Source organism: Allobosea sp. GW822-FHT05A11, assembly GCF_058800455.1.
This window is the reverse complement of sequence record NZ_JBXAMI010000005.1, coordinates 111,884-131,860: the sequence shown is the minus strand read 5'-3', so window position 1 is coordinate 131,860 and position 19,977 is coordinate 111,884. Positions and strand designations below refer to the sequence as shown.

At 66.6% G+C, this 19,977-nt stretch carries 19 protein-coding genes; 12 read left to right on the top strand and 7 right to left on the bottom strand.

Features of this window, described 5'->3' with window-relative positions; all coding sequences use genetic code 11:
• Positions 1-43 precede the first annotated feature (43 nt).
• Together AC1RLU_RS17640 and AC1RLU_RS17635 are read right to left on the bottom strand one after the other, a co-directional pair.
• Complete coding sequence (locus AC1RLU_RS17640; protein ID WP_492797137.1) at positions 44-682, bottom strand: SGNH/GDSL hydrolase family protein; 639 nt, start codon at positions 680-682, stop codon at positions 44-46.
• Positions 683-787: 105 nt separating this feature from the next.
• On the bottom strand, positions 788-1,720 hold the full coding sequence (locus AC1RLU_RS17635; protein ID WP_492797135.1) for a GntR family transcriptional regulator: 933 nt from the start codon (positions 1,718-1,720) through the stop codon (positions 788-790).
• Between the two features lie 57 nt (positions 1,721-1,777).
• Here AC1RLU_RS17635 and AC1RLU_RS17630 point away from each other — a divergent pair, with 57 nt between their 5' ends.
• Entirely contained in the window at positions 1,778-2,917 is a 1,140-nt protein-coding gene (locus tag AC1RLU_RS17630) for a C45 family autoproteolytic acyltransferase/hydrolase (protein WP_492797133.1), read from the top strand.
• Between the two features lie 144 nt (positions 2,918-3,061).
• Positions 3,062-4,606 (top strand): ABC transporter substrate-binding protein, encoded by a 1,545-nt coding sequence (locus AC1RLU_RS17625; RefSeq protein ID WP_492797131.1) that lies wholly within the window; start codon positions 3,062-3,064, stop codon positions 4,604-4,606.
• 210 nt (positions 4,607-4,816) lie between these two features.
• Here the strand turns inward: AC1RLU_RS17625 and AC1RLU_RS17620 are convergent, their stop codons facing one another.
• Genes AC1RLU_RS17620 through AC1RLU_RS17610 form a run of 3 tightly spaced genes read right to left on the bottom strand, consistent with a single transcriptional unit; the run spans position 4,817 to position 7,816 of the window.
• Positions 4,817-6,010, bottom strand: coding sequence for an extracellular solute-binding protein (locus AC1RLU_RS17620; protein WP_492797129.1), 1,194 nt, complete (start codon positions 6,008-6,010; stop codon positions 4,817-4,819).
• 34 nt (positions 6,011-6,044) lie between these two features.
• Positions 6,045-7,067 (bottom strand): N-acetylglucosamine-6-phosphate deacetylase, encoded by a 1,023-nt coding sequence (locus tag AC1RLU_RS17615; RefSeq protein WP_492797127.1) that lies wholly within the window; start codon positions 7,065-7,067, stop codon positions 6,045-6,047.
• Positions 7,068-7,069: 2 nt separating this feature from the next.
• Entirely contained in the window at positions 7,070-7,816 is a 747-nt protein-coding gene (locus AC1RLU_RS17610) for a 6-phosphogluconolactonase (RefSeq protein WP_091861812.1), read from the bottom strand.
• A gap of 116 nt (positions 7,817-7,932) precedes the next feature.
• On the opposite strand from AC1RLU_RS17610, the gene AC1RLU_RS17605 reads away from it, so the two are divergent.
• From AC1RLU_RS17605 to AC1RLU_RS17560, 10 genes are all read left to right on the top strand, one after another.
• Positions 7,933-9,117 carry an ROK family protein gene (locus tag AC1RLU_RS17605; protein WP_492797125.1) on the top strand — a complete coding sequence of 395 codons (1,185 nt, stop codon included), beginning with the start codon at positions 7,933-7,935 and terminating at the stop codon, positions 9,115-9,117.
• Positions 9,118-9,265: 148 nt separating this feature from the next.
• Entirely contained in the window at positions 9,266-10,441 is a 1,176-nt protein-coding gene (locus AC1RLU_RS17600; RefSeq protein WP_492797123.1) for an extracellular solute-binding protein, read from the top strand.
• A gap of 2 nt (positions 10,442-10,443) precedes the next feature.
• Complete coding sequence (locus AC1RLU_RS17595; protein WP_492797121.1) at positions 10,444-11,460, top strand: Gfo/Idh/MocA family protein; 1,017 nt, start codon at positions 10,444-10,446, stop codon at positions 11,458-11,460.
• A 13-nt stretch (positions 11,461-11,473) separates the two neighbouring features.
• On the top strand, positions 11,474-12,484 hold the full coding sequence (locus AC1RLU_RS17590) for a Gfo/Idh/MocA family protein (protein ID WP_492797119.1): 1,011 nt from the start codon (positions 11,474-11,476) through the stop codon (positions 12,482-12,484).
• A 178-nt stretch (positions 12,485-12,662) separates the two neighbouring features.
• On the top strand, positions 12,663-14,189 hold the full coding sequence (locus AC1RLU_RS17585) for a xylulokinase (RefSeq protein WP_492797117.1): 1,527 nt from the start codon (positions 12,663-12,665) through the stop codon (positions 14,187-14,189).
• A gap of 69 nt (positions 14,190-14,258) precedes the next feature.
• On the top strand, positions 14,259-15,215 hold the full coding sequence (locus AC1RLU_RS17580; protein WP_492797115.1) for an ABC transporter permease: 957 nt from the start codon (positions 14,259-14,261) through the stop codon (positions 15,213-15,215).
• Between the two features lie 38 nt (positions 15,216-15,253).
• The gene (locus tag AC1RLU_RS17575) at positions 15,254-16,198 is read left to right on the top strand and encodes a sugar ABC transporter substrate-binding protein (protein WP_454035574.1); all 945 of its coding nucleotides are present in this window, start codon (positions 15,254-15,256) and stop codon (positions 16,196-16,198) included.
• A gap of 134 nt (positions 16,199-16,332) precedes the next feature.
• The gene (locus tag AC1RLU_RS17570) at positions 16,333-17,097 is read left to right on the top strand and encodes an ATP-binding cassette domain-containing protein (RefSeq protein WP_492797113.1); all 765 of its coding nucleotides are present in this window, start codon (positions 16,333-16,335) and stop codon (positions 17,095-17,097) included.
• A 1-nt stretch (position 17,098) separates the two neighbouring features.
• Entirely contained in the window at positions 17,099-18,028 is a 930-nt protein-coding gene (locus tag AC1RLU_RS17565; RefSeq protein WP_492797111.1) for a nucleoside hydrolase, read from the top strand.
• An 11-nt stretch (positions 18,029-18,039) separates the two neighbouring features.
• Positions 18,040-18,561 carry a hypothetical protein gene (locus AC1RLU_RS17560; RefSeq protein WP_492797109.1) on the top strand — a complete coding sequence of 174 codons (522 nt, stop codon included), beginning with the start codon at positions 18,040-18,042 and terminating at the stop codon, positions 18,559-18,561.
• A 6-nt stretch (positions 18,562-18,567) separates the two neighbouring features.
• Here AC1RLU_RS17560 and AC1RLU_RS17555 read toward each other — a convergent pair whose 3' ends face one another.
• On the bottom strand, positions 18,568-18,924 hold the full coding sequence (locus AC1RLU_RS17555) for a hypothetical protein (protein ID WP_061965765.1): 357 nt from the start codon (positions 18,922-18,924) through the stop codon (positions 18,568-18,570).
• Entirely contained in the window at positions 18,914-19,975 is a 1,062-nt protein-coding gene (locus AC1RLU_RS17550) for a sugar-binding transcriptional regulator (RefSeq protein WP_492797107.1), read from the bottom strand. The genes AC1RLU_RS17555 and AC1RLU_RS17550 overlap by 11 nt, the downstream gene beginning before the upstream one ends.
• Positions 19,976-19,977: the final 2 nt, after the last annotated feature.

The window sequence follows — 19,977 nt, the reverse complement described above, 5'->3', positions numbered from 1 at the left end:
CGTCGGGTTCCCGGCGCCCGCCGGATCGCGGATCTGATGACGATCAGCGCGTCAGCATGGCCGCGACGACCGGAGCCAGGGCCGTCCCGATCGCCCGGGTATTGACGGCATCCAGATGCACCCCGTCGACCTTCGAGGCCACGGAAACGGACGCCGCATCGAAGAAGGAGCAATCCGCGCGCTCGGCGACAGCCTTATAAAGCGGTGCCAGCTTTTGCGATTCCGCGATGCTGCGGCCGCCGCCGGGCTGTCCGTCCGGCGCCCGGCTTGCGCCGAAATGGGGCGGGCTCATCAACAGGATCGCTGGCGGCTGGCGGCCATGCGGATACGTCCGCACGATTTCCACAAGACGCGCCATCCCGAACGAGGCCCCGAGCGCACTGCCGCAGACATGCGGCTTCAGATCGTTGGTGCCCAGCATGATGATCACGAGATCGAGCGGAGCATGGCTGCCGATGAGAACAGGGAGCGCGCGCGTGCCATTGCGGTCGGCCGGCCCGGCGTGATCGTCGAAGCAAGTCGTGCGACCGCTCAGCCCTTCGGCGATGACCCACACATCGGCAAGTTCGGCCTCGACGACACTGGTCCAGCGATCCGCGTGACGATGCCTGGCTTTGGCCTCCGGGTCTCGGCCCCAGGTCAAGCTGTCGCCGAATGCCAGAACTTGCTTCTTCTCGATCATGTCGACCCCGACAACTGCCTATGTGACTGACCATGCCGGGCCGGCCGGCACGCTGGCCTCCATCTGCCGGGCCCCTCGAGCGAACCTGTGTTCGCCGGAAATGCGCTAGGAGGCGGCCGGACTGAACCTCCGGGACGTCGATTCCCATGCGATCCGCAGATGGGCTCGCATCAGATCCGAAGCCTCGTCGAGACGACCCCGTTCGATCGCATCCAGGATCGCCATATGCTCGGTGAAGTTCTTTTCAACGCGCACACGCCCGCTTCTCCAGTTGTACATCGCGAACCGGCGCAGTCTGCTCTGGAGGCGAACGGCTTCTCGATAGAAGCGATTTCCGGAAGCGGCTGCGAGATCCTCATGGAAAGCGGCATTCGTCTCGAACAGCGCCACGCTCATGTCTTCCGTCCAGGCCTTCTTGAGAAAGCTCTCGTGCGCGGCGCGCGTGTCGTCGAGCCACTTGCGAGACACGCTGAAGTCGGGCTCCAGCAAGGCCGCGGGCTCGATCACCATCCTGAACCGATAGCTTTCATCGACGATGGTCAGGTTCCAGTCCGTCAGGAAGCGCCAGCCATAGCCCGGCTTCTTTTCGATCATGCCGAGCCCCGCCAGACGTTCCAGGATCGGGACGAGGGCGGCCCGGGCCACGCCGTATCGCTCAGCCAGTTCGACGACAGAGAACTCGTCGTCCAGCTCCTGCCGATCCCTCTCGGTCGCGATCCGGAGAACCAGCGCCTCCTCCCGGGCGGCTGAAGGGGCCAGCTCGCGGGTCTCGATTCCGATGCCGCCGTCATCGGGCAGGTTGACCAGCACAACGCCGGTGCCCGGGCGCCGCAGCACCACGCCATCGTCCTGGAGAAGCGCGAGAGCCGTCCTGATCGGCGTGCGCGACACCCCCAGCCGCAAGGCGATCTGCTGCTCGTTGATGCGGTCGCCGGGACGCAACCCTTCGTGCCGGACGAATTCGAGAATCCGGTCGATCAGCCTGCGCTGCAGATTGGTCAGGGCGCGGTCTGTGTTCATTTGATTCCAGAAAAACATTCTGTTACATGACTGTCGACGACCACTAGTGCAATCGCACCGGCGAAGGAATCGAACATGGCCGCTCCCGTTGAATGTCCGACGATCGAGGTTTCCGGTGCGCCGCGCGAGCAGGGTCGCCAGTACGGTGAGCAGGCCGCCGCCCGCATCAGGCTGGGCGTGCAGCATTATACCGATCAGATCCGCAAGAAGAATGTCAGCCAGGCGGTCATCGAGGAGACCGCGCTCGGCTTCGAAAGCCAGGTGGCGGCTTTCGACGCGAATTATGTCGAGGAGATGCACGGGATCGCTGAGGGCGCCGGTGTGAATTTCGCCTCCGTCATGTTGCTGAACGCCAGGACGGAACTGCTCAAGCTCGCCGGCAGGACCGAGGCAAGCCGCGAGCTTCATGATGAGTGCACCGGTCTGGTCGTGCTGCCCAGGGCCTCCAAGGAGGGCGCCTTGATTCATGCCCAGAACTGGGACTGGAAGACGGAGTGCGTCGACACGGCCGTTGTCCTGAAAATCAGGAATGAGGATGGGCCGGACATCATCACCTTCACGGAAGCCGGCGTGCTCGCGCGCTTCGGGTTCAACACCGCCGGCATCAGCATTACCGGCAACTATCTCGAATGCGAACGCGACTACCGTCGTCTCGGCGTTCCGCTGGCACTGATCCGCAGGAAGGTTCTCGAGCAGGACCTGCTCGGCCGGGCGATGCACGCGGTCTATACGACGCCCAAATCGGCCTCAAACAACATCATCGTGACGCAGAGCGAGGGAATCGCGATCGATTTCGAATGCGTGCCGGACGAGACCTTCATGATCCAGCCGCAGGATGGCCTGATCGTGCACGCCAATCACTTCCAGAGCCCCGTCGCCCTGTCGAAGCTGACGGATACCGGTATCGCCAACATGCCGGATTCGCTCTATCGCGACACCCGCGTGCGCGAAAGCCTGGAGCCGCATGTCGGGCAGATCACGGTCGATCACGTCAAGACGGCGCTGTTCGACGATTATCAGTCGCCCTGGTCGGTCTGCCGGCCGCCGCGGCCCAGCTTCTCCGGCAACAACCAGTCCGTGACCGTGGCGATGATCGTCATGCAGCCGGCGAAAGGCGTCATGGACGTGGCCCTGCTCCCCGCGCTCCATCGCAATTTCACGCGCTACACCCTCGCTCCGAGGGGCGTGGCAGGCAGCACCAGGTCGGCGGCCTGAGCATCGCGCGGCTCCGGCTCCCCCTGCATCCCGAGCGATGCGGGGCGGCCCGATTCCTCCTTTGGCATCAGATCGTTCCGGCAAGCGAGGCCGCTTTCGATCTGCTGCCCCAGCGAATCTGAATCAAAAACAGTGAGGGGCGCCATGAAGAAACTTGTCATCGTCTTGAGCCTCCTGGGTGCCGCGCTTCCCGCGGCAGCTCAACAGCCGGCGCTGCGGATTCGGCTGGGCGCCGATGCGCGCACGCTCGATCCCGGCACCAATCGCGACGCGATCACCGATGCCATCCAGACCAACCTGTTCGAAGGGCTGATCGCCTTCAGGGACGACAGCTCGGTCGGGCCGGTGCTCGCCAAATCCGTCGCCGTCTCGGAGGACGGCAAGACCTACACCTTCGTGCTGCGCGACGGCGTCAGGTTCAGCAACGGCGCCCCCCTGACGACCAAGGACGTCCTCTTCGCCTGGCAGCGCTATACCGACCCGAAGACGGGCTGGCGTTGCCTGAGCGAGGTCGACGGACGCGGCGCGGTCAAGGTGACGGGCATCACGGCGCCGGACGACAGAACGGTCGTCTTCACGCTGGAAAAGCCCTCGGCGCTGTTCCTCGCCACCCTGGCCCGGCCCGATTGCGGCGGGACAGGCATCTTCCATTCGAGTTCGCTCAACCCGGACGGGAGCTGGCGCGAGCCGGTGACGACCGGGCCCTACAAGCTCGGCGATTGGAAGCGCGGCCAGTTCATCCGCCTCCTCGCCAACGAGCATTATACGTCCGGCCCCGGCCCGCGGGACGGCCTCACCGGCGACAAGACCCCTCTCGTCGCGCAGGTCGACTATCTCGTCATCCCCGACGAGGCCACGGCGAAGGCTGCGTTGCTGTCGAACGGGATCGACATCAACTGGGATATCGCCACGAGCGATCTCCAGGAATACCGCTCGCGCAAGGACATCGCCATCGAAAGCGTCCCGACGATGAGCATCAGCGACCTTCCGATCCAGACGAAGGACCCGTTGCTGTCGGACGTCCGGATGCGCAAGGCCATCCTTCTCTCGCTGGACCTGGAAACCATCGCCGACGAGGTGACCGGTTCGCAATCCAAGGCGAGCCATTCGCCGATCCCGCGCTCGAGCGCCTATCACAAGGCAAAGCAGGCCGCTCCGATCCACCGGGATATCCCGGCGGCGAAAAAGCTGCTGATGGAGGCAGGATATCGCGGGCAGGTCGTCAAGCTGCTGGCGAACAAGCGCTATCCGGAGATGTTCGACCAGGCGATCCTGGTCCAGGCGATGGCCCGGGAGGCGGGCATCAATATCGAGGTCGAGGTCGTCGACTGGGGCGTCCAGCAGGATCGCTACCTGGCCGGCAACTACCAGATGATGTCGCACTCCTTCTCCGCGCGCCTCGACCCGTCGCTGTCCTTCGAGATGTTCACCGGCGACAAGGCCACCCAGCCCCGCAAGGCCTGGGACAGCAAGGCGGCGGCGGATCTCGTCACGCGCAGCATGGCGATCGCCGATCCGGCGCAGCGCCAGGCGATCTTCGACAAGCTCGAGGACATGTACCGCGCGGACATTCCGATGATCACGCTGTTCTCCGGCACGCGCCTCAGCGCTTCCAGGAGCAATATCGAAGGTTACAGGAGCTGGGCACTCGGCACGCCCCGCCCTTGGGGCGTATCGATCAAGCGGTAAGGCTCGCGGCCTCGTCATCCAGGGCGGCCGTCCCGGGTCTCGAAGCCGCATCGGAAGGCGGCGTCAGAGTGTTCTGGAGGAGAGCCGAAAACGACAAGGAAATCGCCTACTGATTTCGAAACGAAAAAGGCCCGGAATCCATCCGCGATGGCTTCCGGGCCTTTCCTTTCGCCCCACCGCAAGGGCAGGGCGAAAAGATGGCGGTATGGATCAGCGCTTGCGCTTGGCGCCGACCAGTTCGTCCCACTTGCGGAAGGCGACGACCATCTTGTCGGGCTTCAGCGGCAGTTCGATCGGGTTATTGGCGATCAAGTCGGCATATTCGGGCCGGCCGAACTCCGCGATCACGTCCTGGCTGCGCTGCGGCGCGAGCGACAGCGGCACATTCTTCACCGCGGGGCCGGGATAGAGATAGCCCTCGTCATAGGAATAGGCCTGCATCTTGGGCGTCAGCACATGCGCCATGATGTCGAGCACGACGGCGAGGCGATCGTTCGGGATGCCCTTCGGCACGCACATGAAGAAGGCGTCCGAGACCCAGTGGAAGCCCTTCAGCGTCTGGATCTTCGCTTCCTTCGGCACGATGCCGAGCGCGCGCGGATTGATGTCCCAGCCCGTGGTCGAGATGATGATGTCGCGCGAGCCGTCGCCGAACTCCTTCATCGTGGCGCCGGTGCCGGCCGGATAATACTCGATATATTCGCCGATCGCCTGCAGATAGGCCCAGGTCTTGTCCCAGCCATTGACCGGGTCCTGCGGGTCCTTGTCGCCGAGGAGATAGGGCAAGCCCATCATGAAGGTACGGCCCGGCCCCGAATTGGTCGGGCGGGCGTACATGAACTTGTTGGGGTTGGCCTTGGCCCAGGCGAGCAGCTCCTCGGCGGTGGTCGGCACCTGCTTGACGCGCGCCGGCATGTATTCGAGCAGCGGCCCGGACGGATAGTAGTTCACCACCGTGCCGAAGCCTGCGCCCTGCGCCTTGTGCAGGTTGAGCGCAGCCGGCTCGTAGTTCTGCTCGATATTGGGGAACTTCTCGGCGAAATCCGGGAAGATCTTGAGCCAGAGATTCTGCTCCAGACCGGCCGCGAGCCCGTCCGAGCCCGTCAGGATGAGGTCGAGATCGGAGCGGCCCGCATCCTGCTGCGCCTTGATCTTGCTCGCCAGTTCCGGCGCCGGCGCCTTCACATAGGTGATGCGCGAGACCAGCTTCGGATTGTTCGTGCGATAGTCGTCGAAGGCCTGCTGCATCAGCGCCAGCGCGCCGCCGACATCGATGATGTTGATGCCGACCGGCGCGGAAGGCAGTGCCGGCACGGCGGCCAGCGCACTGCCTCCGCCCAGGGTCAGCGCGCTCAGCCCGCCCAGGACGGTGCGGCGATCCACGCCTTTCGGAAATTCGCTCATGATTCTCCCCTTCTTGCTTTGGTTGGTGACGTCTTCAGGCGGCAAAATCGCGGCGCTCGCTGCCGATGCGAGCGCTGCGGACATGGAGTTCCGGCGACCAGTCGATCGCACTCTCCGGCAAGCTGATGCCGGCCCCGGCCAATGCGCCGGCGATGCAGGCGAGCGCATGGGTCGAGGCCATCGCGACCGCTTCGTCGGGCGTCGCGATGCCCCAGGCGACGACGTTGCGGACGGCATCGTCGAGCTTCAGTGCCGAACCCGCCAGCGAGGCGCCCCCGGGCTGGCGCACCGAGCCGTCGGCGGCGAGATCGACCGGCATGCCGGCGAAGCTGTAGCGGCCGGGCACCGCGCCCGCCGCGACCACGGCATCGGTGACGAGGATCGAACGTTCGAAGCCCTTGGCCCGGATCAGGCTCTTCAGCGCCTTCGGATGGATATGGATGCCATCCGCGATGAAGCCGGCCATCAAACGATCCTCGGCGAGCTGCGCGAAGAGCGGATTGACCAGCTTGTGCATCTGCTGCGGCAGGCCGTTTCCGAGATGGGTCGAGAGCGTTGCTCCCGCGGCAGCGGCGGCCTCGACAGCCTCGAAATCGGCGGCCGAATGGCCGATCGCGACGATCTTGCCCATCCCTGCCAGCTGGCCGGCGAGCGCGACCCCGCCCTCGACCTCCGGCGCCAGCGTCACCATCAGGATCGGCCGCGACAGCAATGTTTCGAGATGTGCGACGAGGTCGGCGGTCGCCGCCGTCATCGCGTCGGGCGGATGGCAGCCGGCATAGCCGGCCGACGGGTTCAGGAACGGGCCTTCAAGATGATAGCCCGGGCACATCAGCGGCCCGAGCCTGCTTCCTGTCACGGCCGCGTCGAGCGCCCGGAAGCGCTGTTCCAGCTCATGCGGATGCGCCGTGATGATCGTCGGCAGGCAGATCGTGACGCCCGTCGCCAGCATCGCCTCCAGCGCCCGGTCGAGCTCGGCCGCAGTGATCGTGCCGGAGTTGAAATCCACCCCGGCAAAGCCGTTCACCTGCAGGTCGACGAGGCCGGGCGTGCGCATCCTCAGCCTTTCCGGCTCAGCAGCGAGGCAGCCGGCGGATCGATGAACAGCACGGTCCGCTTGTGCGTCTGCAGGATCGAGGCGGGGCTGAGATTGCTGACCGGGCCTTCCAGCGCCGCCTTCGTGGCGGCGGCCTTGCGCGTGTCCGAGACCGAAAGGACGATCAGTTCGCTCTTCAGGATCTGGCGGATGCTCATCGAGATCGCCTGTTGCGGCACGGCGTCGAAGCTCGGGAACCAGCCTTCGCCGAACTGCTGCTGCCGGCAGGCATCGTCGAGATTGACGACCAGATACGGCTCTTCCGTGTCGAAATCGGCCGGCGGATCGTTGAAGGCGAGATGGCAGTTCTCGCCGAACCCGGCGAAGCAGACCGCAATGCGCTTGCCGGCGATCTGCTGGTTGAGCTGCTTCACCGCCGCAGCGGGATCGCCCTCGCCTTCGACCGGGATGAAGGTCGGCGCGTTCTTCAGCGGCGCCATGAAGCGCTCGCGCAGATAGCGCCGGAAGCTCGCCGGGTGGCTCTCGGGCAGGCCGACATATTCGTCGAGATGGAAGGCCGTGACCTTCGACCAGTCGATGCCCTCGGCCGCGACGAGATGGTTCAGCATTTCGAACTGGCTGGCGCCGGTCGCCACGATGATCGTCGCCTCGCCATGGCGGGCAAGCTCGTCGCGGATCGCCTGCGCACCAGCCGCCGCCGCCTGCCGGCCGAGCTCTTCCTTATCGGAAGCGACATGCATCTCGATCATCGAATTTTGAACCTTTTGCGTCAGAAAATTTCCGATATTCTGAAAGCGAGCTTATGAAGCTTCGGCCGAAACGCAACGATTAATTTTGAACGCAACCGTTCCGAATAGAGTCCGCCTTGTCCCTGCTGACGCTCGACGAAACCCGCCTGGCCCTCGCCCATGACCGGGATTGCGCCCGGATCTACCGGCTGATCCTCAATGGCGAGGCCCATTCCCGCGCCGATATCGGACGTATCCTGCAATTGCGCTCGACCAGCGTCTCGCGCGTTGTCGGAGATCTCATCGCGCGCCGCCTCGTCATCGAGGCCACCGGCGAGACGAGCGGGCGCGGGCGGCCACCGGCGATCCTCGTCGCCCATACCCGCCGCATCGGCGCCTCCGTGATCTATGTCTCCAGCCAGTCGCTGTCGGGCGCGCTGGTCGATCTCAACGGCCATCTCGTCGCCGAGCGCCGCCGCCCCATCGCCGCCGATGCCGACAACGCCGCCATCGCCGAGGCCATGGCCAAACTGGCACGGGACCTCATCGACGCGATGCCGCCGGGCATGAGCCATGCCGGCACCGCCGTCTCGCTCTCCGGCCTGATCGACCTGAAGCAGGGGCAATGGCTCTTGGCCTCGCGCTGGCCGCGCATGCGCGGGCTCGACATCGCCGCGGTGCTCGAACCCGTGGCTGGCCCGGTCACGATCTGCCGCAATCTCGATGCCGAACTGCGCGCCCGCGCTGCCCGCGAGCCCGAGAATTTCGCGGGCGGGACGATCCTGCTGCACTGGGGCTGGGGCGTCGGTCTCGCCTACGCGGTCGACGGCGAGCCCTTCGCGCCGACCGGCTCCTTCGGCGAGATCGGCCATTGGCGCCTCGCCGCGCTGGGGGAGCGCCGCTGCGGCTGCGGCAACACCGCCTGCCTCGAAACCGGCGCCGCGCTCTGGTCGCTGCTCCCCGCGCTGCGCCGGCATTGGCCCGATCTCGACCAGGACGAGGTGCGTCTCGCCCGGCAGCTCGCCGGGCTCGACCTGCTGGCCCTGCCCGAACTGGAGATGGCGGCAGCGCTGCTGGCCCGCGCGCTCGCCAATGCCTGCCGCCTGCTCTTCCCGGCCCGGATCGCGGTCAGCGGCCCCTTCTCCGCCAACCCGCAGCTCTGGGCCCGGTTCAACACCCTGTTCCGGGCGGAGGGCACGATGGACGGCTTCGCCGTGCCCGATCTCGCCGGCGTGCCCGCCAGCCATCTCTACGAGATCCACGGCGCCGCCGCCCCCCTGCTCAGCCGCGCGGCCGAGGCGCTGCTGCTCGAACAGGCCTGATCGACCCGCTTCGCCATGTCCCGGCGCGGTGCCAGCCATGCCGCCGAATCCGCTGGCGCCTCCAACGGTGGTGCACTAGTATCCCAGTCAAATGCTCCGGATGCCGCTGATGGCATCGCAAAAGAGAGCCGCAACCCAGGGAGAGATCATGAACCATCCGACACGCCGCACCGTCATGGCCGGAGCGGCCGGCCTCGCTGCGCTGAAAGCCGGCGGAGCACTGGCGCAGAGCGCGCCCGTCTCGCTCAACATCATCGATGTCGCCGGCAATCTTCAGCTCACGCAGGCGGCCATCGAGAAATTCGCAAAGGACAATCCGAAGCTGATCTCGCGCCTGAATTTCTCGCGCGCCCCCTCTCCGGAACTGCCGGCGAAGCTCAAGGCGCAGCAGGCGGCCAACCGCGTCGATATCGACCTCGTGCTCACCGGCCCCGGCGCCATGTCGGACGGCATCCAGCAGGGGCTCTGGGTCGATGTCTGGAAGTCCCATGCCAAGGACCTGCCGAAGCCCGAGGAGGTCTATCACGAGCAGGCGCTGATGATGCAGCGCAATTTCGGCCAGAACGAGGGCGTCGCCGTCGTCTATTCGCCCTCCGGCCCGCTCTTCGAATACGCGCCCGAGCGCCTCAAGACCGTGCCGAAGACGGCCGAGGAGCTGCTTGCCTATGTCAAGCAGAACCCGAAGCGATTCACCTATGCCCGCCCCATCAATTCCGGCCCCGGCTGGACCTGGCTCATGGGCCTGCCCTACATCCTCGGCGATGCCGACCCGACCGATCCGATCAAGGGCTGGGACAAGAGCTGGGCCTATCTCAAGGAGCTCGGCACCGGCATCGACTACTATCCGGGCGGCACTGCCGCGACGATGAAGGAGCTCGGCGAAGGCACCCGCGACGTCATCGTCTCGACGCTGGGCTGGGACATCAACCCGCGCGTGCTCGGCATCGTGCCGAAGGAGGCGAAGGTCTTCGTCCTCGCCAACACGCACTGGATTCCCGACACCCAGTTCATGTGCATCCCCAAGGGCGTCCCGGCCGACAAGATGCCCGCGCTGGTCGCGCTCATGGCCTACATGCTCAAGCCGGAAGCGCAGGCCGTGACCTACGACAAGGGCTATTTCTACCCCGGTCCGGCGGTCAAGGGCGTGACGCTCGCCATGGCGCCGCAGGAGAGCCGCGATATCCTCGCCGAGTACGGCCGGACGGAATATGACGGGCTGATCACCAGCCTGCCGACCCGCCCGCCGTTGACGCCTGAGCGTCTCGTCGCCGCCTTCCGGCGCTGGGACCAGGAGGTCGGCGTCGGCCACGGCGCGCCGCAATAGCGATGAAGTTCGCCGCCATCGGCCTCGACCACCGCCATATCTACCATATGGTCGGTGGTCTCCTCGAAGCCGGCGCGACCTGCGTCGGCTTCGATCCCGCGACCAGCGACGAGCGTGTCCTCACAGGCTTCCGCGAGCGCTTCCCCGACCTGCCCGAGAGCACGGCCGCCCGGCTGATCGACGACCCGTCGATCGACTTGATCCTCTGCGCCGGCATCCCGGCGGAGCGCGCCGCGCTGGCCGTCCGCGCCATGCGGGCCGGCAAGGACGTGATGGTCGACAAGCCCGGCGTCACCGACTTCGACCAGCTCGCCGCCGTCGAGCAGGCCGTCGCGGAGACCGGCCGCATCTTCTCGATCTGCTTCTCCGAGCGCTTCACCGTTCCAGCCACGCTCATCGCCGGCAAATTGATCGCGGACGGCGCGGTCGGTCGCGTCGTGCAGACGCTCGGCATGGGCCCGCACCGGCTCAACCGCGCGATCCGGCCGGGCTGGTTCTTCGACAAGCGCCATTATGGCGGCATCCTCACCGACATCGCCTCGCACCAGATCGATCAGTTCCTGCATTTCACCGGCTCGGACGATGCGGAGATCATTGCTTCCGGCACCGGCCATTTCGGCGTGCCAGACCTGCCCGATTTCGAGGATTTCGGCGAAGTCCTGCTGCGCAGCGACCGGGCCGGCGGCTATATCCGCGTCGACTGGTTCACCGCCGACGGCCTGCCGACCTGGGGCGACGGCCGCCTGACCATCCTCGGCACCGAAGGCACGATCGAGCTGCGCAAATATGTCGACATCGCCGGCCGCCCCGGCACCGACCATGTCTTCCTCGTCGACAAGGCCGGCACTCGCCATATCGACGCCTCCAGCGAACCGCTGACCTACTTCCGCAACCTGATTGCCGATATCGGCGCGCGCAGCGAAACCGCGATGAGCCAGCGCCACGTCTTCACCGTCTGCCGGCTCGCGCTGGAAGCGCAGGCCAAGGCGGCGTGGCTGCCGGCAAAGCCCCGCGCTTGAGGAAGCACCTGACATGACACGCAAGCTCGGCATCGCCGTGATCGGGCTCGGCCCCGCCTCCCAGCCGCATTCGAAAAGCCTGCTCGACCTCGCAGATCGCGCCGAGACGCGCTGGGCCGTGAGCCGCACGCCGGATCGGGCCAAGGCCTATGCCGGGCAATTCCCGTTCCCGACCACGACCGATCTCGACGCCGTGCTGGCCGATCCCACGGTCGATGCCTGCATCGTGCTGACGCCGCCATCGAGCCATCTCGACGTTTCCGCGCTCTGCCTTGAAGCCGGCAAACATGTTCTCGTTGAGAAGCCGCTGGAACTCACAAGCGAACGCGGCCAGCGCCTCGTCGACACCGCCCGCCGGACGGGCAGGACCTTCGGCGTGACCCTCCAGCACCGCTTCCGCCCGGCCAGCCTGCGCCTGAAGGCCGCCCTGCAATCGGGCGAGCTCGGCACCATCGAAGCCGCCTTCCTTTCCGTGCCCTGGTGGCGCCCACAGAGCTACTATGACGAGCCCGGCCGCGGCACGCTCGGCCGTGACGGCGGCGGCGTACTGCTGACCCAGGCGATCCACTCGCTCGACCTGTTCCGCTCGCTTGTCGGCGTATCGAAAGTGGTCGCGGCGCAGGCCCGCACGACCGCCCTCCACCGCATGGAGACCGAGGATTACGTCTCCGCGCTGCTGGAAACCGCCAACGGCGCCCCCGCCACGCTGGTGACGACCACGGCCGCCTATCCGGGCTATCCCGAGCGCATCGAGATCACCGGCACCAAGGGTTTTGCCGCCCTCATCGGCGGGCGCCTGCGCCTCGCTTTTCTCGACGGGCGTGAGGAGATCGTCGAGGCCGAGGGCTCGACCGGCAGCGGCGCCAACATCATGGATTTCCCCCATGACGCCCACCGCGCCGTCATCGCCGATTTCCTCGATGCGATCGCTCAGGGCCGCGACCCCATCGTCACCGGCGAGGAAGCGCTGGCCTCGCAGCGACTGGTCGACGACATCCTGAAGACCGCCAGGCGCAGTGCCTGACCCCATCGGTTTCTTGACTTCCCGATGATTTGGAGTGTCTTGCCGGTGATGAAACGCCGTCATTCCGGGCTTGACCCGGAATCCATCGTAGAGCGCGGAGCCCCATGATGGATTCCGGATCGGCGCCGCTTCGCGGCTTGTCCGGAATGACGCCTATGTTGCTGTCCAGATGCCCCCGATGAACGTCGTCCTCGCCTGCGATCTCGGCGGCAGCAGCTTCCGCGCCGCGCTGATCGATGAGCATGGTGTGACGAGAGCGGAGCATGCCGTTCCCGGCCCCGCTTTGAACGACCGCCTCGACCACTCGGAAGTCTGGGCTACGGCCTGGTGGACACAGCTGCTCGAGGCTGCCGCCAGGCTCGCCGAACAAGCACCAGATCTGTTCGCAAGTGTCCAGGGCATCGCGATTTGTGGCGTGACCCGGACGCAGGTCTTCCTCGGGCATCAAGGGCAGGAATTGCGCCCAGCCATGACCTGGAAGGACGCGCGCACCGACCACATCGCCGCTCGCCTGCGCGAGAGGCTGCCCGATCATCCTGAAGCCGGACGGATCAACGCCTTTCACCCGCTCGCGCGCCTCGCCTGGCTGGTCGAGAACGAGCCTGAGCACGCCCGCGCGCTCGCCGGCGTGCTGGAACCCAAGGACTACCTGAATTTCCGACTGACCGGCCAGAAGGCGAGCGACCCGGTTTCGCTGGCGCGGTTGATCGCTTGCACTGAAAGCGTCGATGGCCACTCGGCATTTGAAGCAGTGGGTCTCTCGCCAAACGTCATTCCGGCGATCCTCGAACCCATCGATATCGTCGGCTCCGTCAACACCGGCCTGCCCGCCCCCTTCGACAGGCTCGCCGGCATCCCCGTCTTCTGCGGCTGCAACGATACCTGGGCGGCCGTCGCGGGGCTCGGTGCGCTGCGGCCGGGCTATGCCTACAACATCTCCGGCACCACCGAAGTGCTCGGCGTGCTCGGTCCCGATCAGGCGGAGGCCGAGGGGCTCATCTCCGTCGACTGGCGTGGCCTCTGGCATCTCGGCGGCCCCAGCCAGAACGGCGCCGACACAGCCGCCTGGCTCGCCGGCCTGCTCGGTGGGCAAGGCCCTGTCGGCGAGACGATCGAGCGCCTTCTCGCCGGCCCGCGCCATCCGCAGCCGGTGCTCTTCCTGCCCTATCTGCAGGGCGAGCGCGTGCCTTATTGGGACCCGAACCTGCGCGGCGCTTTCATCGGGCTTGGCCGCCGACACGGCCCGACCGACCTCGCCTATGCCGTGCTCGAAGGCGTCGCCTGCCTGAACCGGCTCGTGCTGGAACGGGCGGAAGGGGCGGAAGGGGCACTCGGCACCCGCGTCGAGGAAATCCGCTTCGGCGGCGGCGCGGCCGCCAATCCGGTCTGGGCGCAGGTCAAGGCCGATATCTGCGGCCGCCCGATTGCGGTCGGCACGGCGCGAGAGCCCGGCCTGCTCGGTGCGGCGATCATCGCCTGGACCGGCCTCGGCCGCTTCGCCTCGCTGGAGGCCGCGCAGGATGCCCTCGTGACCATCGCCCGCTGCTATGCGCCCGACCCGGCCCGCCGCCCGGCCTATAACGCGCTCTATGCGCTCTATCGGCAGAGCGAGGCGGCGCTGGCCCCGATCTCGGCCGATCTCGTCGCGCTGGCGCAGGACACGGCCGCGCTGCCCGGCCTCGCCAACGCGACAAGCGCCACGTAAAGGACGCTTCATGCCGGCGATTCGAAGCAGGGCGCCGGCACGCATGATCGCGAAGAAGGGAAGCTGAGCTTGGGCCGCATCGACCCGCGCGAACTGATCGGACGCTACGGCACGGCGCTCGCCGGCCTCGCGCTGATCCTGTTCTTCCTGATCTTCGCGCCGAACTTCGCCAGCACGATGAACATCGTCAACGTGCTGAAGGATACGAGCTTCCTCGCCATCCTCGCGCTCGGATTCGCGCTCGCCTTCACCGTCGCCGAGCTCGACCTCTCCGTCGCGGAAATGGCGAGCCTCGCGGCTGTCGTCTGCGGCTGGCTGGTCCATGCCCAATATCCTCCGGCCGTCGCAGTGAGCGCCGCGATTGGCGTCGGCATCGTGCTGGGCTCGCTCAACGGCTACGGCGTCACCGTCCTGCGCATCCCCTCGCTGATCATGACGCTGGGCACCGCGGCGATCGCCAAGGGCTTCGCCTTCATGATCACGCAGGGCGTCGCCTTCGTTGGGCGCTGGCCGATCGGCTTCACCGGTCTCGCTCGCGGTTCCTCCTTCGGCATCCCCAATCTCGTGCTCTGGATGGCCGGTGCGACGCTCTTCGCCTATGGGCTCGTCAAATGGACGCGGACCGGCGCCCATATGGTCGCGACCGGCGAGGCCGACGAGGCTGCGCGGCTCGCCGGCATCGCCACCGCCCGGATGAAGCGTATCGGCCTCTTGCTCTCCGGCGTTTTCGCGGGGCTCATGGCCATGCTGCTCGCCGCCAACCTGTCCTCGGCAGCGCCGAACATGGCGGGCGACTACCTGCTTTATGCCATCGCCGCCGTGCTGCTCGGCATGACCATGTTCGAGCCCGGCAAGCCGAACATCCCCGGCACGGTCTTTGCGGCGCTGGTGCTCAAGGTACTCGGCAACGGCTTGGTGCTGATGGGCGCGCCCTATTACATCCAGGACATCGTGCTCGGCGCGATCATCATCGGCTCGGTCGCCTTCTCGGCCAGCGCGATGAAGAAGGCGGCGTTCAAGGTCTGATCTCGACAACGACAAGCAGAACGAGGGGAGTGGGTTTCATGTTCGGTTTCAGGAAATTGCTGGTCGCCGCCGCCGCGCTCGTCGCGCTTGGCCAGTCCGCGAGCGCCTTCGAGCTCGGCATCATCGGCTTCCAGTTTACCTCGGAAACACATGCCCGCGTCGCCAATGCGGCCGCCGCCGCCGCCAAGGCCAAAGGCTGGAACGTCACGCTGCTGAACTCGGAAGGCGCGCTGCCGAAGCATGCCGAGCAGTTCGACGCGCTGATCGCCAAGAAGGTCGACGCCATCATCATCGCCATGGGCAAGCCGGTCGAGGCCGATGCCCAGTTCAAGGCGGCGAAGGATGCCAAGATCCCGGTCATCACCGTGCAGTCGGGCTCAAGCCCGCATGCGCTCTTCGACATCCAGACCAACGAGTACAAGGTCGGTGCCGATGCCGCGCTCTACCTGCTCGGCCAGCTCGGCTACCAGGGCAACATCGTCTCGGCCCGCTTTGACCTCAACGTCGCCTCGCGCATCCGCGGGCGTCTGCTCGACGCCGTGCTCGCCGAGAACCAGGCGGTGAAGGAGCTCGGCAAGTTCTCGATGGCCCGCACCCAGAGCTGGCGCGACGACGTCCGCGCCGGCATGCAGGCGCTGCTGCTGCAGAACCAGGGCAAGATCAACGGCATCTGGGCCTCCTTCGACGGCCAGGCCTACATCATCGACGACCTGCTGCAGGCTCAAGGGGTGAAGAAGGGCCAGATCCCGCTGGTCTCGGTCGATGGCGGCAAGGAAAGCTACGAGCGCATCGCCGATCCGAATTCGACCTTCATGGCGACCGTCGCCGTGCCCTTCGACGAGATGGGCAAGCAGGCGGTCGATGCGATCCAGGCGATCGTCGTCGACAAGAAGCCGAAGGAGAGCATCACGTCGGGCCCCTATCTCTTCACGGAAGCCGTGCTGGTCGACAAGAACAACGTCCAGCAATTCCTGAAGAAGTGACGATGCAGGCCGTCATGCTCGGGCTTGACCCGAGCATCTCGGAAACCAGCGTCTTCTGGTCGTGAGATTCCCGGGTCTCCGCTACGCTCCGCCCGAGAATGACGGCAAATCGCTTCGCAATTCTCTGGATCGCCATGAACAATCCCACCCCCCTCCTCTCGCTGCGCGGCATCGGCAAGGCCTATGGCCCGGTCGTCGCCGTCCGCGATGTCGATCTCGACATCTTCCCGGGCGAGGTCGTGGCGCTCTGCGGCGATAACGGCGCCGGCAAATCGAGCCTGATCAAGGTAATCTCCGGCGCCGAGGAGGCGACGAGCGGCACGATCAGCCTGCGCGGCAAACCGATCAGCTTCGCCTCGCCGCATGACGCGCTGGAGAACGGCGTCGCGACGATCTACCAGGACCTCGCGCTAGCGCCGCGTCTCTCCATCGCCCAGAACGTCTTCATGGGCTCGGAATTGACCAAACCGGTCCTGCTGCCCTTCCTGCGCATCCTCGACAAGAAGAGGATGATCGTGGAATCGCAGCGCTATCTCGCGCAGCTCTCCGCCGCCGTCACCGATATGACCCGGCCCGTCGAGCGCCTCTCCGGCGGCCAGCGCCAGGCGGTCGCGATCTCGCGCGCGCTGCGCTGGAACGCCGAGATCATCATCATGGACGAGCCGACCGCCGCGCTCGGCGTCAAGGAAAGTGCGCTCGTCCTAGACCTCATCCGCAAGCTCAAGGCCGACGGGCGCACCGTCATCCTGATCAGCCACAACATGCGCGACGTGGTCGCGCTGGCCGACCGCGTCGTCATCATGGGCGCCGGCCGCAAATATGTCGACCGGCCGCTCGGCGATCTCACTGCCGACGACATCGCCCACATGATCATGGCCGGTAACGCCAAGGCGGCCTGAGATGCGCGAAGCCATCATTATCGACACCGATCCCGGCCAGGACGACGCCGTCGCCCTCTTGCTCGCCTTCGCCAGCAGCGAGCGGGTCGATCTCAAGGCAATCACCACCGTCGCCGGCAATGTCCCGGTCGCGCAAACCACCGCGAATGCCCTGCGCATCTGCGATCTCGCCGGCCGGGGCGATGTCCCCGTGTATCGTGGCGCCGAGGGCCCGCTGGTCTTCGCACTCGAAACCGCGGAATTCGTCTGCGGCCCCGATGGGCTCGCCGGTGCCGATCTGCCCCAGCCGAAGAGCGACGCCGCGCCCGGCCATGCCATACAGGCGATCATCGACATCTGCCGCGCCGCTCCTGACGCTGGCATCACGCTCTGCCCGCTCGGACCGCTGACCAATCTCGCGCTCGCCTTCCGGCTGGCGCCCGACATCCTGCCGAAGGTCAGGCGCATCGTGCTGATGGGCGGCGCCATCGGGCTCGGCAACATCACACCGGCCGCCGAGTTCAACACCTATGTCGACCCGCATGCTGCGGCGGTCGTGTTCGGCTGCGGCCAGCCGATCGTGATGTTCGGCCTCGGCGTCACGCTTCAGGCCATCGCCAGCCATGAGCAGGTCGCCCGCATCGGCGCGCTCGGCAACGCCACAGGCAAGGCCGTTCACGGCATGCTGACCCGCCCGCGCCCCGGCGGGCTCGGCTCGAACGGCCACCCGATGCACGACCCCTCCGTGATCGCCTTCCTGCTCTGGCCGGACCTGTTCGACGGGCGCGACTGCTTCGTCACGGTCGAGACCGGCGACGGCCCCTTGCGCGGTCGCACCACGATCGACTGGAACGGCCGACTCAGGCGCGAGCCCAACACCCATGTCGTCTCGGCCGTGAAGGCCCATGACCTGTTCGAGCGGATGATCGAACGCCTCGCTACGCTGCCTTGAAAGACCCGGACATGCCGCATTTCGTCGAAGCGCTGCAGCAGGAAGCGGCGGAAGCCATCGCGCAGATGCAGGAGGCGGCCCTGCGCGCGCGCCATGCCCATGCCCGCGCCGAACTGATGCGCCACATGCTGACCACGGCCCGCAAGGTCAAAGACAGGCCGAAGGCCGAGGCGGTCGAGACGGTCGTGCGCGAATGGATGGACGCCTGGAATCTCGGGCGCTCCGACTGGCCGCATATCGCCCGCGAGATGGCGGCTTTCACCGAAGCCTTCCACGACTACGCCAACGATCCGAGCGATGCCCACGACACCCGCCTGCGCGAGACCTGCGCGGCGCTCGACAAGGTCCTGGAGCAGGAGGGCACCTCGATCTCCGACCAGATGGCCTTCCGCTCGCAATGCGCCCATGGCTGGTGGGAGCAGGTGAAGCCGGTTCCCGCCGACCTGCCCGGCCGCAAGCCGCGCCCCTCCGTGCCGGCGCTTGAATCCGGCAAAGCATTTTGGGAAGCTGGCTGCGCCGATTTCTGCCGCTGACGCGGCTTACGGCAGCTGCTGGTTCTCGAAAAACCCGTCCAGCGGGATCTGGGTCGTCTTCTCGAAATCGTCCATCGCGTCGAGCAGGCGCTGGCGATAGTTCAACAGCGCCAGCAGCAACTGCGCCGCATCGCGCGACAGCCCGTAGCGCGCCCAGCTTTCGGAAGTCCGCCGCTCCAGCCCGATCTGGTCGCCGAAGGCCTCGACGGTCGTGAAACCGAGGCCCTGGACCACCTCCAGCAATTCCTCAGCCGACATACGCGGCTTCACCACATGGGAGTGCACCCGCTCCAGCATCAGGCGGATGTCGGAGGGCCGGAACTGCAGGGAGTTGCGCGCGAACTGCTCGAAATTATTGGCCATGGCGTCTCTCCCGTTCGGCTCCCTCTGCCGCTTGTTTCACGCTGCCGGCCAGCAGGGCCTCGGCAGCGCCTTCATCCGTGATCAGCACCTTCGCCGCGCTCGCCCGCAGGGCCGCGCGGATCGCGTGTTCCTTGTGGGCGCCGCCGGCCGCGATCGCGACGAGGCCGATGCCCCTGAGATCGGCCGGGCTCACCGCCATGATACGCCGGTTCACGGGATGGTCCACCAGCTCGCCCTCGGCATCGATGAAATGGCAGACGAGGTCGCCGACCGCGCCGGCTTTCTTCAAGCCGGCCAGATCGGATTGCGGCAGAAGCCCCTCGCGGAACAGCGTCGAATCGGGGACGAGATCGCCGACGCTGACCAGCGCGACATCGGCCGCCCGCGCCCGGTCGAGCAGGTCCCGCAAGGTCGGTTCGCGCCAGAGCGCATCGCGGATCTCGGCATTCGAGACGAAGACCGGCGCCGTCAATTGAAAGCAGTCGGCACCGAACATGTCGGCGACGCGGCGCGCCACCGCCGACGGATTGATGCTGCGCGAATGGGTGAGCCCGCCCAGAAGCGAGACGACCGACATCGCCTCGACCTGACGCGGCTGCATGCCCCGCAGCGCCAAGTGCAGGGTCTGCCCCCAGCCAACGGCCAATGACATGTTGTCGGTCAGCTTGTCGGAGAGCCACAAGCCCGCGGCATAGCCGACGAGCGCCGAGACGCTCGCCGCATCGCGCGCCGCCGGCACCACCACCGCCTCCTTCAGCCCGAAGGCGGTGACGAGCCCGCGCTCCAGCCCCGCCTGCCGGGCCGAGCGCGCATCGATCCTGATCTTGACCAGCCCTTCGGAGCGCGCCGCCGCCAGCATGCGGATGACCTTGATCCGGCTCAGGCCCAGCGCCTCGGCGATCTGCTCCTGGGTCAGGCCCTCGACATAGTAGAGCCATGCCGCCCGGACTTTCGCCTCCGCGACCGGCACATCGCCCTGGATCTGTCCTGCTCCGAATGCGTCTTCCACGAGCGCTCCCTGCCGCGCCATCGCGAGCACGTGCGACAGCATCA